Origin of the sequence: Paenibacillus sp. 32O-W (assembly GCF_007679495.1) — a bacterium.
Taxonomy (GTDB): Bacteria; Bacillota; Bacilli; order Paenibacillales; family NBRC-103111; genus Paenibacillus_L; species Paenibacillus_L residui.
The window spans coordinates 13599-30867 of the sequence record NZ_VEGP01000042.1 but is presented as its reverse complement, the minus strand read 5'-3'; the positions used below and the strand labels follow the sequence as shown (position 1 = coordinate 30867).

Annotated in this window: 12 protein-coding genes and 1 other annotated feature; of the genes, 11 read left to right on the top strand and 1 reads right to left on the bottom strand. The window is 53.5% G+C overall.

What is annotated here, in order from left to right:
* The first annotated feature begins 5 nt into the window (after nucleotides 1-5).
* The 8 genes from FS806_RS16530 (at nucleotide 6) to FS806_RS16495 (ending at nucleotide 10829) form a co-directional block, all read left to right on the top strand.
* The gene (locus FS806_RS16530) at nucleotides 6-809 is read left to right on the top strand and encodes a uroporphyrinogen-III synthase (protein WP_144938811.1); all 804 of its coding nucleotides are present in this window, start codon (nucleotides 6-8) and stop codon (nucleotides 807-809) included.
* 43 nt (nucleotides 810-852) lie between these two features.
* Complete coding sequence (gene hemB / locus FS806_RS16525) at nucleotides 853-1848, top strand: porphobilinogen synthase (RefSeq protein ID WP_144938808.1); 996 nt, start codon at nucleotides 853-855, stop codon at nucleotides 1846-1848.
* 1079 nt (nucleotides 1849-2927) lie between these two features.
* On the top strand, nucleotides 2928-3968 hold the full coding sequence (gene hemE / locus FS806_RS16520; RefSeq protein WP_144938805.1) for a uroporphyrinogen decarboxylase: 1041 nt from the start codon (nucleotides 2928-2930) through the stop codon (nucleotides 3966-3968).
* 19 nt (nucleotides 3969-3987) lie between these two features.
* A complete protein-coding gene (gene hemH / locus FS806_RS16515; RefSeq protein ID WP_144938802.1) occupies nucleotides 3988-4923 on the top strand; it encodes a ferrochelatase in 936 nt (311 codons plus the stop codon).
* A gap of 6 nt (nucleotides 4924-4929) precedes the next feature.
* Nucleotides 4930-6369, top strand: coding sequence for a protoporphyrinogen oxidase (gene hemG / locus FS806_RS16510; protein WP_144938799.1), 1440 nt, complete (start codon nucleotides 4930-4932; stop codon nucleotides 6367-6369).
* A 26-nt stretch (nucleotides 6370-6395) separates the two neighbouring features.
* Complete coding sequence (gene hemL, locus FS806_RS16505) at nucleotides 6396-7694, top strand: glutamate-1-semialdehyde 2,1-aminomutase (RefSeq protein WP_144938870.1); 1299 nt, start codon at nucleotides 6396-6398, stop codon at nucleotides 7692-7694.
* Nucleotides 7695-8134: 440 nt separating this feature from the next.
* Nucleotides 8135-9055, top strand: a complete 921-nt coding sequence (locus FS806_RS16500; RefSeq protein ID WP_260982132.1) for an RluA family pseudouridine synthase — start codon at nucleotides 8135-8137, stop codon at nucleotides 9053-9055.
* 136 nt (nucleotides 9056-9191) lie between these two features.
* The gene (locus FS806_RS16495) at nucleotides 9192-10829 is read left to right on the top strand and encodes a LysM peptidoglycan-binding domain-containing protein (protein ID WP_186328398.1); all 1638 of its coding nucleotides are present in this window, start codon (nucleotides 9192-9194) and stop codon (nucleotides 10827-10829) included.
* Between the two features lie 124 nt (nucleotides 10830-10953).
* Here FS806_RS16495 and FS806_RS25810 read toward each other — a convergent pair whose 3' ends face one another.
* Nucleotides 10954-11118, bottom strand: coding sequence for a hypothetical protein (locus FS806_RS25810; RefSeq protein WP_186328397.1), 165 nt, complete (start codon nucleotides 11116-11118; stop codon nucleotides 10954-10956).
* A 197-nt stretch (nucleotides 11119-11315) separates the two neighbouring features.
* Nucleotides 11316-11551: a binding site (T-box leader), on the top strand.
* A 186-nt stretch (nucleotides 11552-11737) separates the two neighbouring features.
* Here FS806_RS25810 and FS806_RS16490 point away from each other — a divergent pair.
* From FS806_RS16490 to murC, 3 genes are all read left to right on the top strand, one after another.
* A complete protein-coding gene (locus FS806_RS16490) occupies nucleotides 11738-14410 on the top strand; it encodes a valine--tRNA ligase (protein WP_144938790.1) in 2673 nt (890 codons plus the stop codon).
* A 66-nt stretch (nucleotides 14411-14476) separates the two neighbouring features.
* The gene (locus tag FS806_RS16485) at nucleotides 14477-15859 is read left to right on the top strand and encodes a bifunctional folylpolyglutamate synthase/dihydrofolate synthase (RefSeq protein WP_370451744.1); all 1383 of its coding nucleotides are present in this window, start codon (nucleotides 14477-14479) and stop codon (nucleotides 15857-15859) included.
* A 7-nt stretch (nucleotides 15860-15866) separates the two neighbouring features.
* Nucleotides 15867-17255, top strand: a complete 1389-nt coding sequence (gene murC / locus FS806_RS16480) for a UDP-N-acetylmuramate--L-alanine ligase (protein ID WP_144938785.1) — start codon at nucleotides 15867-15869, stop codon at nucleotides 17253-17255.
* Nucleotides 17256-17269 lie beyond the last annotated feature (14 nt).

The following is a 17269-nucleotide window of genomic DNA, read 5'->3' as shown; positions in this document are numbered from 1 at the left end:
TTCCGATGGCGGCACAGAATAGGCCGTTATCCGGCCTGCGCATTTTGGTTACCCGCACCCGGGAGCAGTCCGGAGAGCTTGCAGGGAAGATAGAGGAGCTCGGCGGGCAAGCGATTGTACTGCCGGTTATCCGGCTCCAGCCACCTACCGATCCCGTCAAGCTGGCTGAACTGGAACAGGCCATCCGGGAGCTGGACAAGTTTGATTGGGTTATTTTTACTAGCGTTAATGCCGTTATTCATTTTTTTAACCGTCTCGAGCAATTTGAGGTGGAAGCCGTCCGGCTGCAGCGGTCGCGGATCGTTGCGGTTGGCCCGAAGACGGCAGGAGCATTGCTGGCGCGGGGATTGGTAGCGTACAAGGTTCCGGAGCGCTATCAGGCGGAGGATTTATTCGAAGCTATTGCACCGGAGCTGAAGCCCGGTCAGAAGGTTCTCTTTCCACGCTCGGACTTGGCTCGCAAAGTGCTGCCCGACCGCCTGAATTCCTTGGGGCTGAAAGTTACGGAAATAGATATTTATGAAAACAAACTGTGTACGGATCATGCGGACATACTGGTGGATCTGCTCGTCCGCGGGGAAATCGACGTGGTCACCTTGACCAGTCCGTCCACCTTTCGGAATATACTAACGTTAATCCGTACTGCAGGAGCGGAACCGGACGAGCTCTTGACCGGGGTCAAGCTGGCCTGCATCGGGCAGGTCACCGCCAGAGCGGTTCAGGAGGCCGGATGGAGCGTTCATTATTTGGCCGAAGAAGCGACGATCGATTCGCTCGTACAAGTGCTGATTCCGGCTGGCCGCGAATGAAATCAAGCGTACTTCATATACGATAAAACGGGAGGAATCCATCATGAATTTTCCGATTGTCCGCCATCGCAGATTGCGCGCATCCCGGGCGATGCGCAATTTGGTGAGAGAGACTTCTTTATCTGTCAACGATTTGATATACCCGCTGTTCGTCACTCATGGAACCGGGATTAAGGAGGAAATTCCCTCCATGCCCGGCGTCTTCCATTATTCTCTGGACCGGTTGGAAGAGGAGCTTGCCGAGATTAACTCCCTCGGGATTCAAGCCGTGCTGCTCTTCGGCGTCCCGGAGCATAAAGATACGGAAGGAACGTCGGCATTTGCGGAGGACGGCATTGTTCAGCAAGCGACTCGCTGGATCAAGCAGCGTTATCCGGAGCTGCTCGTTGTGGCCGACACATGCCTCTGTCAGTTTACGGACCACGGTCACTGTGGTGTAGTTGTCCAAGATGCAGCCCGTGGACAAGCGGTCATCGATAACGATCCGTCTCTGGAGCTTCTCGCCCGCACGGCTGTATCGCAAGCGAAGGCCGGCGCCGATATCATCGCTCCGTCCAACATGATGGACGGATTCGTGGGCGCTATCCGCGCCGCCTTGGACGAGGCCGGCTTCGAGCACGTGCCGATCATGTCTTATTCGGTGAAATACGCCTCGGCCTTCTACGGTCCGTTCCGTGATGCCGCTCATTCTACGCCGCAATTCGGCGACCGGAAGACTTATCAGATGGACCCTGCCAACGTACGCGAAGGGATCCGCGAAGCGGAAGCCGATGTGATGGAAGGAGCCGATTTTCTGATGGTTAAACCGGCCCTGGCCTATATGGATGTGATCAAGGCGCTTAAAGAGAACTTCGACCTTCCTCTGGTCGCTTATAATGTCAGCGCCGAGTATTCGATGGTTAAAGCGGCCGCGGAGAAGGGCTGGATCGATGAGAAAGCGGTCGTTATGGAGATGCTTCTCGGAATGAAGCGGGCCGGCGCGGATATTCTCATTACTTATTTTGCCAAAGACGTAGTTCGTTGGCTCAAAGAAGGATAACGGAGCATGGGGCTGGTTCCCTGCTCCGACTTTGATCTTCGCCGGCCAAAGACTCAAGTTTCGGTTGGTCAGGGTCAATGAATGCACTTAAGTACACGGTCTCTAGAGACCGTTATTTTTTTATCTTTGCTTCTAAGCTGCTGCCCACGAATCACGAATCTTATTTAATTCGGAAAACCGGAGTAAGCACTTGCTGCTTGATCTTTTATGGTTATCTGTGGTGAATTGCTCCTTGGCGAAAGTATCCTGTTTAATTGAATTGTAGATGTAAAAAAATGGATTCCCCGTATTGCATCACTTATCTATTTGGCGGTTCTTTCGACTATTATCCCCTTCGCTCAGAAAGATACGGTAAATGCGGTAACCTTGCTTTCTTGACTAATTCTGTACTTGCATGTAGCTTACAAATCCGGATAATTCCAAAGTGACCTCTAAAAAATAACTGGACTAAGCATAGTAGGCAGAGTGGCTTGGACATAGAGACCGTTCGGGGAGTGTTTCTGAGGAAAAGGGATAGCAGTCAGAGGGGCCCGAGGAAGAAACGCGGGTTCGGGATGAGCATCACTGAGGGAATGGGATAGCAGTCAGAGGGGCCCGAGGAAGAAACGCGGGTTCGGGATGAGCATCACTGAGGGAAAGGGATACCAGTCAGAAGGGCTCGAGTAAGAACAATGGCTCGGGGGAGTGCTCCTGAGGGAAAGGGATACCAGTCAGAGGGGCACGAGTAAGAACTTTGGTTCGGGGTGTGTGCTTCTGAGGGAAGGGGATAGCAGTCAGAGGAGCTCGAGAAAGAACACGGCTCGGGGTGAGTGCTTCTGAGGGAAAGGGATAGCAGTCCGAGGGGCTCGAGTAAAAACACGGTTCGGCATTAGAGTGTTACAGAAGCGAAAGAGGCACTTTTACGGCGAAAGCTACCCCATCTCCGCAGCATATGAACCAATGGTTAGGCGGAAGCGCAAACTCGCAGACTATCGCGGCTTGTCATATTTTTGTCGGAATCTTGCTTTCAGATTGGTTGTTACCCCTTTTTAAATAGGGCATAATGAAAGATAGCATTTAAACGGAAAAGAGGAGAAAGAATGACTTTCAACGACACGTTCCTTAAGGCTTGTCGAAGACAGCCGGTAGATCGTCTTCCCGTATGGTATATGCGTCAGGCGGGGCGCTACGACCCCGAATATCGCAAAATTAAAGAAAAATACAGTCTTCTTGAAATCTGCAAGCAGCCGGACCTGGCTGCAGAAGTGACGCTCATGCCGGTCCGCAAGCTGGGAGTGGATGCCGCGATTCTGTATTCCGATATTATGAATCCGGTAGCCTCGCTAGGCATTGATTTTGACATTGTCAAAAACGTCGGTCCGGTCATTGCCAATCCGATTCGTTCCGCTCAAGATGTGGATCGGCTGCGCCCGATTGATGTGGAAGGTGATTTGTCGCATATTTTGGAGACGATCCGGATCTTGGACAGGGAGCTTAAGGTGCCGTTAATTACGTTTGCCGGAGCGCCTTTCACGATCGCCAGCTATCTGATAGAAGGACGCCCCTCCAAAACCTATATCCGAACGAAAGAATTGATGTATTCCGAGCCCGAAGTATGGCACCGGCTGATGGACAAGCTGGGCGATATGGTTATTGCATACCTGAAGGCTCAGATTGCGTCCGGAGCGAAGGCGGTGCAGCTGTTCGACAGTTGGGTAGGAGCCCTCTCCCCGAAAGATTTTAAACAGTATGTTCTTCCGGTCATCGATCGAATTTTCCGGGAACTGTCCCACCTGACGGAGCCCAAAATTTATTTCCCGGGAGTAAGCTCGGGAGAATTGCTGCCTGCGCTGCATGATCTCCAAGTGGACGTGGTTGGCTTGGATTGGAGAGTTTCGATTGCCGAAGGCCGGAGAAGATTGGACAACCGCTTTGCGGTTCAGGGCAACCTCGATCCTTTCGTGCTGACTGCACCGATGTCCGTCATTAAAGAACAGGCGAAGGAAATCATGGATCTCGGAATGAAGCAGCCCGGCTATATTTTCAACCTTGGCCACGGATTGTTCCCGGAGGCATCCCTTGATAAGTTGAAGGAACTGACGGATTTCATTCACGAATATTCCAGCTCTGTACTTAATTGATCGAAGGAAGTGAACTCGAATGTCCAAGCGTAAAGTCGGCGTACTGGTAATGTCCTATGGAACTCCGGAAAGCATGGATCAGATCGAAGCGTATTATACCCATATCCGCAGAGGCCATCCGCCTACTCCGGAACAACTGGATGAGTTAAAGCAGCGTTATGAAGCGATAGTCGGAGGATTCTTTCCGCTAAGGAAGAACACCGACCGGCAGGTGGCCGCCCTGCAGGAAACCTTGAACCGCGAGCACCCCGACATCGAATTTGTTTGTTATCAGGGACTGAAGCATGCTTCCCCGTTTATTGAAGACGGAGTCGAGCAGATGGTAAAGGACGGCATAACGGAAGCGGTTGGAGTCGTTCTGGCCCCGCATTACTCTACGATGAGCGTAGGAGCTTATAATAAACGCGCCAAGGAGAAGGCGGAGGAATTGGGTCTGTCCATCCGTTTTGTCGACAGCTATCACCTTCACCCGAAGCTGCTGAAGGCTTTGACGCAGAGGGTGGAGAATGCATTGGGCAAGTTCGGGGATGTTCCGAAGGATGACATCCGTGTCATTTTTACGGCTCATAGTCTTCCTGCCCGTATTCTGGAGATGAATGATCCTTATGTGGATCAATTAATGGAGACCTCCCGGGCGATTGCAGACAGAGCCGGGCTCAGCAACTGGCAGTTCGGCTGGCAGAGTGCCGGTCAGACAGCTACCCCTTGGCTGGGTCCCGATATTCTTGACACGCTCGAGACCATTCACAAGGAAGAACAAGTGAAGAATGTTCTCCTGTGCCCGATCGGATTCGTATCGGATCATCTGGAGGTTCTTTACGACATAGATATCGAATGCCGGCAGACTGCCGAGCAGTTAGGCATGCATCTGGAGCGGACCGAATCCTTGAATACGGACCCGTTATATATGGAAACCTTGTCCGATGTCGTTTATACGGAGTTGGAAAGGAAATGATTTGCTATGACCGTACCGAAGAAGATCGTCGTCATCGGAGGCGGCATTTCCGGGCTTAGTACCGCTTATTATATCGATAAATTCCTGAAGGAAAGCGGGATAAAATCTGAAATCACTATACTGGAAAAAAGCCCCTCAACAGGCGGCAAGGTTCGGACCTTGGCCAGAGACGGATTTGTAATCGAGAAAGGGCCGGATTCCTTCTTGGCCCGCAAAACTCCGATTATCGACCTGACCCGGGAGCTTGGCCTGGAGAACGAGCTGGTTCCAACCAATCCCAAGGCGAAGAAAACCTATATTATGAACAACGGAAAGCTGCATCGCATGCCTCCGGGACTTAATCTGGGCATTCCTACGGAATGGAAGCCTTTCTTGCGGAGCGGTCTTATTTCTCCTTGGGGGAAAGTAAGGGCGGCCATGGATCTGGTGCTTCCCCGCAGGAAGGAACCGGGGGATGAATCGCTCGGAGGGTTTCTGGAACGCAGATTAGGCAAGGAAGTGCTGAATAACATAGCCGAGCCGCTGCTGGCCGGAATCTACGCGGGGGACACTCATCAACTCAGTCTGCAGGCGACCTTCCCGCAATTTCAGGCCCTGGAGCAGAAGAAACGCAGCATTATTCTGGGGATGAGTGAGAGCAAGAGGCAGACCCCTCCTCCTAGCGGCGTTCCCGAAGAGGTCCGGCACAGTGTGTTTCTTTCTTACCGGGAGGGCTTGACCACGTTGATTCGCGGTTTGGAGGAGGCGCTGAAGAAGGCCGGAGTACGGACTCTGACCGGGCAGGGAGTGAAGGCTGTCGAACGCCTGGGTCAAGGGCAAGGGCGCGTTATTCTGGAGAACGGAGACAGCTTCGATGCGGATGGAATCGTCATGGCTATGCCGACGTACGCCATCTCTAAGGTGCTGCCCGATCTTCCAATGGTTCAGAAGCTGGGCGGCATGACCTACGTGTCCGTCGCCAATGTGATATCCGCCTTTGATGCCGGCCAAATTCCGCATGATCTGGACGGATCAGGCTTTCTAGTTCCCCGTAAGGAAGGCCGTTTCATAACGGCATGCACCTGGACCTCTTCCAAATGGATGCATACTGCTCCGGAGGGCAAGGTGCTTATCCGCTGCTACGTGGGCCGTTCCGGACAGGAGGAATGGATGGGCCTGTCCGATGAGGAACTGATGCGGAGAGTCCGCAAGGACATCAAGGATTTGACGGGCATTGAGGCGGAGCCTTTATTCTACGAAATTACTCGGCTGCCCAAATCCATGCCGCAGTATCCGGTCGGCCATCTGGAAATCATCCGCCAGGCTCGGGAAGAGGCCGCAAGGTTCTTGCCGGGGCTTCTTCTGACGGGAGCGGGATTCCATGGAGTCGGGCTTCCGGACTGTATTCGTCAGGGTAAAGAAACGGCCCGGCAAATGGCAGACCTGATGAGCCGGCCGCGTTTATAACACAAGAAGAAGGAAAGGTGAATAGGGTGAACAAGCCGCAGGGTAGAATCGATACGAAGTCCAAAGCTGCTTTCGCAGAGGCGAAGCAGTATATTCCGGGCGGTGTGAACAGTCCGGTCCGCGCCTTTAAATCGGTTGGGCTGACCCCGGTTTTTATTGATCGGGCGCAAGGGTCGAGAATATATGATATCGATGGCAACGAGTTCATCGATTATGTCGGCTCCTGGGGGCCTCTTATTATGGGGCATGCTCACCCGGAAGTGGTGGAAGCGGTCAAGAAGACAGCCGAGCGAGGCACCAGCTTCGGTGCGCCTACGGAGCTGGAAACCGAAATGGCCAAGCTTGTGGCGGAACGGATACCTTCGGTCGATATTGTCCGCATGGTCAACAGCGGAACCGAAGCGACAATGAGTGCTCTCCGGCTGGCCAGAGGGTACACCAAGCGCAATAAAATCCTGAAATTCGAGGGCAGCTATCACGGACATTCGGATTCCCTGCTTATCAAAGCAGGCTCCGGAGTAGCGACCCTGGGGCTGCCGGACAGCCCGGGAGTGCCGGAGGGAGTAGCCGCCAATACAATTACGGTTCCCTATAACGATCTGGCTTCGGTTCAGCTGGCGTTCGAGAAATACGGCGAACAAATTGCGGCCGTTATCGTGGAGCCGATTGCCGGCAATATGGGGGTAGTGCCTCCGCTTCCCGGCTTCCTGCAAGGGTTGCGTGATGTAACGACAGAATACGGGGCTCTGCTTATTTTCGATGAGGTCATGACCGGATTTCGGGTCGGCTACCATAGCGCTCAAGGCCTGTATGGGATAACGCCGGATCTTACCTGTCTCGGGAAGGTAATCGGGGGCGGTCTCCCGGTAGGAGCCTATGGCGGCAAGCGGGAGCTGATGGAGCAGATGGCGCCTAGCGGCCCCATCTATCAGGCGGGCACCTTGTCCGGCAATCCTCTGGCTATGGCCGCGGGTTATACGACCCTAAAACTGCTGACACCCGAAGTTTATGAGCTGCTGGAGAGAAGAGCGGCTCGGCTGGAGGAGGGCATGACGGCCAACGCCAAGGAACTCGGCATACCGAATACGATTAACCGGGTCGGCTCCATGGTATGTCCGTTCTTTACCGATCAGAAAGTATACAACTATGAAACGGCCAAAACTTCAGATCTGACGATGTTCAACAAATATTTCGGCCATCTGCTCGATCTCGGAGTGAATGTGGCCCCTTCCCAGTTCGAAGGAATGTTCGTCTCCGCTGCGCATACGGAGCAAGAAATCGAGACAACGATCGAACGGCATTATGAAGCGCTCAAACGGCTGTAACCATATTAGGGATCTTACTACAGCGGCGGGGGTGGGAAGTTTATCGAAAGGATCCTTGTCGCTTCCTTCGCCCTTAAGAGAATCTCTTACGCATTTTAAATTATGCTAGCCCAGTCTTGGCAAGGACCGATTCCTTGCCAAGCTTTGTTTTCGGGAGCTCCCCGCAAAGTAATGTATAAACCTTTATCGAAGCAAGGCAAGAAGAGCGACCGCGTTTTGGAGGAAGGGTTTAGTCGCTGACTCTGTGGATTGTGAACGGAATACGCTTCGGAGGTTTGCGACACTTAGTGGGGTCATTTTACATTGATGCCGGACAGGAGGTCATCGGGTTTGAATCTAAGCAAATATTATATAGCCGGGCTGCCGCTGGATTTAATTCTTGTAGTGGGCTTGTTTGGTTTGGTGCTGATCGGGATATGGTTTTCGGGAATCCGCTCGAAGTGAACACTGTGCGCAAAGGGGAGTGGCTGCAGATTACATACCGGCCCAGGGCCGGAAATCCGCCAGCGCAAGAGGGTGAGGCAGATATTATCGGGTCCGGGGAGGCTCCGACGGCAGAGGAGTGTCTGATCCGGCTCGGAATTCCGCCCAAGCTGCGCAGCCATTTGCTGCGGACAGAAGGCGTGAGGTGTCAGGGGAACCGTACTCTGGTCCGGTTGTTCCCGGAGGAGAGCAGCGGATATGAACCGGAATGGCTGCCCCTGGAGGTTCTGTACGAGGACGATTACTGTCTTGTCGTCAATAAGCCTGCCGGTCTTCCTGTACATCCCCAAGACAAGGGCGGGCTGGGCACTTTGGCTAACGCTGTCGCCGCTTATTATGAATCGACAGGGCAAGCCTGCCGTGTGCGACATATTCACCGGCTGGACGAGGATACGACAGGGCCTGTTCTCTATGCCAAGAATGAATATGCGCAGTCGATTCTCGATGCCGCGATGCGCAGCCGGGACATTCGCCGCTTCTATGTGGCATTGGTCGAAGGGCGGATCCATCCGGACAAGGGGACGATTAGCGCCCCCATCGGCAGGGACCGGCACCATGCCAAACGGCGAAGAGTCAGCTCCACCGGCCAGCCGGCCGTTACCCGCTACGAAACGATCGACCGCTGCGGGACGGCCTCTCTGCTTAGGCTGGAGCTGGTGACCGGGCGGACCCATCAAATTCGGGTCCATCTTAGCTATAAGGGCCATCCCATCATCGGGGATGCCTTATACGGGACGGCCGATTCGCTGATTTCCCGCCAGGCTCTGCATGGCCAGGCGATTTATTTTCCCCATCCTCTTACCGGAGAGATCATTCAGGCCGAAGCACCTTTACCGGATGATTTTCTTATCTTGATTCAGGCCCGTTCCCGCAGTTAGTCCTTTTCGGAAATCGGTTCAATGAGAAAAGCGCCCGGCTCAAGCACCCGGGAAAAAATGTGGCATGCACCCTCGAGGTTTCCCATATAAATGGATTGAGCAAGGAAAGTCTCGAACCATGAAGGGAGGAGTCAGGGTGACCGAGCATCAAAGCGGGTTGCGCTTCGACATTTACGAACGGGTGCACTTGGATGAAAGCCTGGCTGGCATTCAAGAGCTTGATGAAATCGAAATGATCCCGCACATTCAGGTGCTTCAAGAAGGCGAACAGGCTGTTTTAAAAGGAAATCTGTGGTTGACCGGTACATACTTGGGCGACAGCGGTGAAGAGAGCAGAACGTTGGAGCATTTTATTCCCGTTGAAATTACACTGCCTATGAACCGCATTCACCGTCTGGAGGATATTGCCGTCGAAATTGAAAATTTCGATATAGATGTCTTATCGGCACGCAGCCTGAATGTAACCGGCGTGTTATCGCTGCACGGGATCGAAATGACATCCAAGCAGGACGAACTGTGGAAGGAAGAAGAGGAGTTTGTCGTTGTCCATCGGGCCGAGGACAAGGACCAGGAGGAAGTGCAGGAAGGTCCGGCGGATACCGATTCCCGCCAGTCTGCGGATGAAGAAGGGGCGGGCGACGTTGACTTGCCCTCACCGGACACAGAAGGCATTGAGGTCAACCTCGAAGAGGCACGGACCCGGCCGCAGGCCGTGGAACCGGAGTTCGCGGATTCGGGACAGGAAGAACCGCAGCGGCCGGATTTCCTGGCGGAAGAAGTCAGGGTAGAGCCGGAGGATCAGCGGTCTGTTCTACAAGACGGGGATGACTCGGACAAGACGGAAACTATAGCGGTATCTTTCCGCTCCGCGCCTCCGGAACGTATGGACAGTCTGCCTAAGGAAAATACCGAGCAAGCCGGGGAAGAGGAGTCTGCTGCACGCGAGAGGGAAAGCTACTCCTGGTCGGACAGCTTCTTTACCTCCCGTGCTCAGGCAGTCCCCGATTCCAATGCAGAGGAGAGCTTGGAGGAAGCATCCGCACCCGACGAGGAACCGTATGAGGAGCCGGCGGAAAGCTCAGAGACCGCTACCGCATTCGCCTCTCCGGAAGTGCCGGAGGTGCAGCAGCCATCTTTCGAGCCGAATCACCGCCCCTCTGCATCGGATCTGCCTTCCCCTTCCGGCTCAGACCGTACAGAAGGCATTACCGGAGAAAAAAAGGCGGAAGAGCCTGTATGGGAGGAAAATAAGGCCTCCGGCGAACCCGTATCTGCGGAATCGAATGTGGAATCAAATGCGGAAGCGAACGTAGAAGCGAATATCGAATCGATTGCAGAAGCCAATGAGGAAGCAAGTGCGGAGACGAATGAGGAAGCGGTAGAAACGATTGCCGTGTCGATGCCCGAAGAGAAGCAGGAGCTGAAGATCGCTTTCGGTAAAAAATCGGCCTCCGAAGCCTCCCCGTCTTATAATCTCGCCAATCTGATCCATAAGACGGACATTATCGAGCTGGAGTCCCCTCAACCGGAGATGAGAGAGCAGACGGAGGCAGGCCCGCCTTCATCCTCGGATGGAGTCGAGTGGAAACGCCTGTTCAGCCGTACAGAAGATACCGGGCAGCAATTTAAGCGCATGCGTATGTGTATTGTGCAGAAGGAAGAGACCATTGAGACCATCGCGGAACGATACAAGATCAATCCCCGCGAGATTATTTTGTATAACCGGCTCGGCGATCAGCAGATTGAAGAAGGACAGGTGCTCTACATTCCTTGATTCAGGCTGGACGGTAAAATAATAAGCCCCCTGGTTTCCATTGGAAGCCAGAGGGCTTATCTACTTTTTGGCCGGATGGAGACATCCTTGGTCTTACCTCCGACTCAGACTGCATTCTGATGCTTCAGTACATATCGAATAAAAAACCGAGGTAAAGCAAGAAGAAAGCAAACAAAATAAAAACATCCAGAGGATTGGGAAGCAGTAACGTTCGGACAAATTGTACGCAAATTAACGGGAACAGCACTGCTCTGACAGTAACCCGTACTTTCCACCACCACCGCTGCATCGCCGGTTTCCCTCCCTTAAAGGTTCTCTTGTATGACTAAGTTTATGAGAAGGACAAGCCCGGATATGCTGTTTCGTGGGGAAATCGTGAAAATATTGACTCACCCGTCGAATATGTTTATCATAGTCTATATGTAAGCTTCTCGAATATTAGGGGAGCATAAGGGAAAGCATCCCGTTGGACAACCGAATATCCTTAACAAGACGAGGAAAGGGAGGAGTAGACAGCCAACCCTTCAGAGAGTGAAGCCCTGGGCTGTAAGGCTTCACAGGATGTAACTGTTCGAAAGTCGCCCTGGAGTTGCAGACAAGCGGTCGTCCTATGAGACGTTCATCGTTTATCTGCCGGCCGCAGCCGTTATCTGTTCAAGTGCCGCGTGTATTCTTGCGCGGAATTAAGGTGGTACCACGGAAGAAACCCTTTCGTCCTTTGCGGCGAAAGGTTTTTTTGTGCATCGCAAAGTATTGGAAAGACCCTTTCCGAAGCAGAGTAAAGCCTGCCCGCGAGTAGAGGAAGGTTTAGACCCGACCCTGTAAGGGGGCGGACGGGATAAGCTGTGAAGGCCGCGCGTCACTTTGAGGCGGGATTTTGTGTTGAATAGACAGGAGGTATAGGTGAAATGAGTGAAACGAAAGTCAATCAGCCGTCGATCGAAATGCCTACCACATACGATCCTAAAGCGGCGGAGCAAAAATGGTACGATTATTGGATGAAGGGAGAATATTTCAAAGCGGGACAGCGGCCGGATGCGGAACCGTATACGATCGTTATCCCGCCGCCGAACGTGACCGGAATGCTTCATATCGGTCATGCCCTGGACTTTACCCTGCAGGATATACTTATTCGAACCAAACGGATGCAGGGCTACGATGCCCTGTGGCTGCCGGGTTCCGACCATGCCGGTATCGCCACCCAAACCAAGGTGGAGCAGAAGCTGCGCGAGGAAGGGCAGTCCCGGTACGATCTCGGGCGAGAGGCCTTCCTCGAGAAGGTATGGGAATGGAAGGAGCTCTATGCGAACACCATTCGCGAGCAGTGGGCCAAGATGGGCTTCTCCCTGGATTATTCCCGCGAGCGGTTTACTCTGGATGAAGGGCTGTCCAATGCGGTTCGTGAAGTGTTTGTTTCCCTGTATGAGAAAGGGCTGATCTATCGCGGCAAATATATCATTAACTGGGACCCCGCGGCGAGAACGGCTCTGTCGGATATTGAGGTGGAGTACAAGGAGGTTCAAGGAAACCTGTACCATCTCTCCTATCCGTTAAAAGACGGAAGCGGTTCGATCATCGTTGCCACGACCCGGCCGGAAACGATGCTTGGAGATACGGCGGTCGCCGTTCATCCGGAGGACGAGCGCTATAAGCACATGATTGGCAAAACATTGATTCTGCCGATCATCGGCCGGGAAATCCCGGTCATCGCCGATGAATATGTCGAGAAGGAATTCGGAAGCGGCGCGGTGAAAATCACTCCTGCCCACGATCCGAATGACTTCGAGGTGGGACAGCGCCACCAGCTTCCGCAAATTCTCGTTATGGACGAATCCGGGACGATGAACGAGAACGCAGGCAAGTATCAGGGCATGGACCGTTTTGACTGCCGCAAGCAGATTGTTGCGGATATGAAGGAAGCGGGCGTGCTGGTCAAGATCGAGGAGCATGTTCATCAGGTAGGACATAGCGAGCGCAGCGGCGCGGTCGTGGAACCATATTTATCCACCCAATGGTTTGTTAATATGAAGCCGTTGGCCCAAAGAGCGATCGAGGTTCAGAAATCGGGCCAAGGAGTGCGTTTTGTGCCGGATCGGTTCGAGAAAATATACATGAATTGGATCGAAAACGTCCGCGATTGGTGCATCTCGCGCCAGCTATGGTGGGGACACCGGATTCCGGCTTGGCACTGCAGGGATTGCGGCGAGGTTCATGTTGCCCGGGAAGAGGTCAGCCAATGCTCTCAATGCGGCGGCACGAAGCTTCAGCAGGATGAAGACGTACTCGACACCTGGTTCAGCTCGGCACTGTGGCCGTTCTCCACTCTGGGCTGGCCGGAGAAAACCGCTGATCTTGAACGATATTATCCTACGAATGTGCTGGTGACCGGCTACGACATCATCTATTTCTGGGTAGCGAGAATGATCTTCAGTGCCCTCGAGTTCACTGACCGGATTCCGTTCAAGGATGTCTTGATGCACGGGCTCGTACGCGATGCCGAAGGGCGCAAAATGTCCAAATCGCTGGGCAACGGAGTAGATCCGTTGGAGGTGGTGGAGAAGTACGGCGCCGATGCCATGCGCTTCATGATCTCGACCGGAAGCACACCGGGACATGACCTCCGCTTCCGATGGGAGCGGGTGGAGCAGGCGCGCAACTTTGCCAATAAAATCTGGAACGCCTCCCGCTTCGCGCTGATGAATCTCGAAGGCTTCCGGGCGGAGGATATCGACCTGAGCGGCAGCCTCGGAACGGCCGACCGCTGGATTCTGCACCGGCTTAACGAGACGGCAAGGGATGTGACGAGGGCGGTCGACCATTATGATTTCGGGGAGACCGGCCGCCTGCTCTATAACTTCATATGGGATGACCTGTGTGATTGGTATATTGAATTCAGCAAGCTGTCCTTATACGGTCAGGACCCGGAAGCGAAGAAAAATACGCAGTCGGTGCTTGCTTACGTGCTGGATCGGACTCTTCGACTGCTGCACCCGTTCATGCCGTTCATTACCGAAGAGATCTGGCAGCATCTCCCTCACGAAGGGAAGACCATCACTCTGGCACCGTGGCCTAAGGAGCAGCAAACATTCGAAGCGCCGGAAGCCGTTAAGGAAATGGAGCTGTTAATGGGGATCATCCGCTCCGTTCGCAACATTCGTGCGGAAGTGAATGTGCCGATGAGCAAGAAGGTCGAGCTGCTGATCAAGCCGGTTCATTCGGAAGCCAAAGCGATTCTGGACAGGAATGAAGAATACCTGCGCCGCTTCTCGAACACCTCGCTGCTTGTGATCGACACCGATCTGGCCAATCCGGACAAGGCGATGACGGCATTGGTCACCGGGGCGGAAATTTACTTGCCTCTGGCAGGCCTGATTGATCTGTCTCAGGAAATCGCGCGCCTGGAGAAGGAACTGCAGACGCTTCATGCGGAAGTCAACCGGGTTGAGAAGAAGCTCGCCAACGAAGGATTTATCGCGAAGGCCCCGGCGAAGGTCATTGAAGAAGAGAAAGCGAAGCTGGCCGACTATTCGGATAAACGGGATAAAGTGATTGCTCGGCTTAACGAATTGAAGTCTTCCTGATTGCAGCAGGCCCATTGGGATTCTGAACCTGTCAAACCGAGGCCTTTACTTCATATATTAAAAGGGATGAGAACAATGAATCGAACGAGTGAGCATTCAAGCTCAAGCTTTCAAACCTATGCCGAGGCCGTCGAATGGATTACCGGGCTTATGCCTATGGGGATCCGGCCGGGGCTCAAACGGATGGAAACGTTCATGGAGAAGCTCGGCCATCCGGAGCGGAGGCTTAAATTTATTCATGTAGCCGGAACGAACGGCAAAGGCTCGACCTGCGCTTTTTTGACCAAAGTGCTGCTTCGTAACGGGTACGCAGTGGGTACTTTCACTTCACCGTATATGGAGAAGTTCACAAACCGCCTCCGCTTTAACGGGCAGGATATTGGCGAAGAGGAGCTATTGATGCTCGCCAATCGCATCAAACCGCTTGCCGATGAAATGGCCGCTACCGAGCTTGGCCATCCGACCATGTTCGAAATTACGACGACTCTGGCCATTCTCTACTTCGCTACGGTGACTTATCCCGATTATGTCGTTTGGGAAACCGGTCTGGGCGGAAGGCTGGATTCGACGAATATCGTATTTCCTGTCGTATCGATCATTACCAATGTCGGACATGACCATATGGACGTGTTGGGAAATACGCTGGATAAGATCGCCATGGAGAAGGCCGGGATCATTAAGCCGGGCGTCCCGGTCATCTCGGCCGTCGAGCAGCCGGAGGCCGTTGCGGTCATCGAGCAGGTATGCAGAGACAAGCGTTCCTCGCTGTATTTGTTGGGACGGGAGTTCGATTACAGAGAGCTGTCGACCGAATTGAACCGTCAGAAGTTCGATTTCCGCAGCCCGTTTCGGGAGATCCCGGGTTTAACCATATCCCTTAATGGATATCATCAGTATAAGAACGCAGCCGTAGCATTGATGGCGATTGAGGTGCTTCGGCAATATTATGCTTTGATCGTGGAAGAAGAGGATCTGTATGCGGCGATGCTGGAGACGGAATGGCCGGGAAGGCTCGAGCTGGTCTCGGACCAACCGCCTCTGCTGCTGGATGGAGCCCACAATCCCGAAGGAGCGGAATCGCTGGCCCATGCATTGGCTTCGGTATACACATACCGTAAGCTTCATCTGATGATCGGCATGCTGTCCACGAAGGAGCATTTCGAGTACTTTGGGCATATACTGCCTTTGGCAGATTCCATCATCTTGACGGAGCCTGACTTCCGCAAGAGGCAGAAGGCAGAGGATCTGGCCGTCACCGCCCGCGAAGTTCTTCAGGGGCTGGGACGGGAGACGGAGATTACCGTAGAGCCGGATTGGAAGAAGGCATTGGAAATGTTGCGAGCCAGAACCGGTCCCGAGGATTTGGCTGTCGTTTCCGGAACCCTGTATTTAATTTCTGATGTCCGTTCATGGATATTGTATCAATCTGAATCTGAAAAAGGTTGGTGAGCACATCGTGAACACTCCAGAGCATGTTCATTTTATCGGCATCGGCGGGTATGGGATGAGCGCTATCGCCAAGGTGATGCTGGAAATGGGGTATAACGTGTCGGGGTCCGACTTGGCCCGCAAGGAATTGACGGAGAAGCTGGAGGCAGGCGGAGCCCGGGTTTTTATCGGACATGAGGCGGACCATGTTCGGGGGGCCGACCTGGTCGTTTATTCGACTGCATTGCCGAAGGATAATGTCGAGATGCGCAAGGCGGAGGAGCTGCGCATTCCCATTCTGCACCGTGCCCAGATGCTCGCCCGTCTGATGAACGAACGGAAGGGCGTGGCTGTAGCGGGGGCGCACGGCAAGACAACGACCTCCTCTATGATCGCTCTGGTGATGGAACGGTGTCAGCAGGACCCGACCTATATCATCGGCGGGGAAATCATGAATCTCGGGAGTAATGCCAAGGCCGGACAGGGAGAGTTCGTGATTGCCGAAGCGGACGAAAGCGACGGTTCTTTCTTGCAGTACCACCCGGTTCTGGCGATTGTGACCAATATCGAGGCGGATCATCTGGAAAACTATGACGGCGATTTCAATAAGCTTAAGCAGGCGTACGCTCAATTTTTGTCTCAGGTGAAGGAAGGCGGGAAGGCCATCGTTTGTTACGATGACGAAAATCTGCAGGAACTGCTGCCCAGCATCCGGAGCGATGTCATTACTTACGGCTTCGACGAGAAAGCCGATTATGCTGCATCCGATCTGCAGCTCGGGGACCGCAAGGTTTCGTTCGATGTCCGGCGCAAAGGTGAGCGGTTAGGACGAATCCGGCTGTCGGTTCCCGGCAAACATAACGTATACAATGCCTTGGCCACTTTAATCACTTGTATGGAAGCGGGGCTTACCTTCGATCAGGTGGCGGAAGCGATCACCGAATTCCGCGGAGCCAAGCGCCGTTTCCAAGTGCTTGGAGAAATCGACGATGTGCTGATTATCGACGATTACGCCCATCATCCTACGGAGATTGAAGCGACCATTCATGCGGCCAAGGCGACGGGGAAGAACATCATTGCGGTGTTCCAGCCACAGCGCTACACCCGGACCTTCTTCCTGTTTGAGCAGTTCAGCCGTGCTTTCGGGCTGGCCGATGAGGTGATTATTACGGACATCTACAGCCCGGCGGGTGAAGCCCAAATCGAAGGAATTACTTCCGCGAAGCTGGTTGAATTAATCCGCAAGAACAGCAACCCGAACGTGAGTTATGTACCGACTAAAGAAGAGGTGCTGGATCTTTTGTTAGACCGGGTACAGCCGGGCGATCTCGTACTTACGATGGGAGCCGGCGATATTTGGATGATTGCCGACCGGCTGGCCAAGGAGTGGAACCCTCCCAGACAGAAGGTTCAGTAACTTTAACACGAATA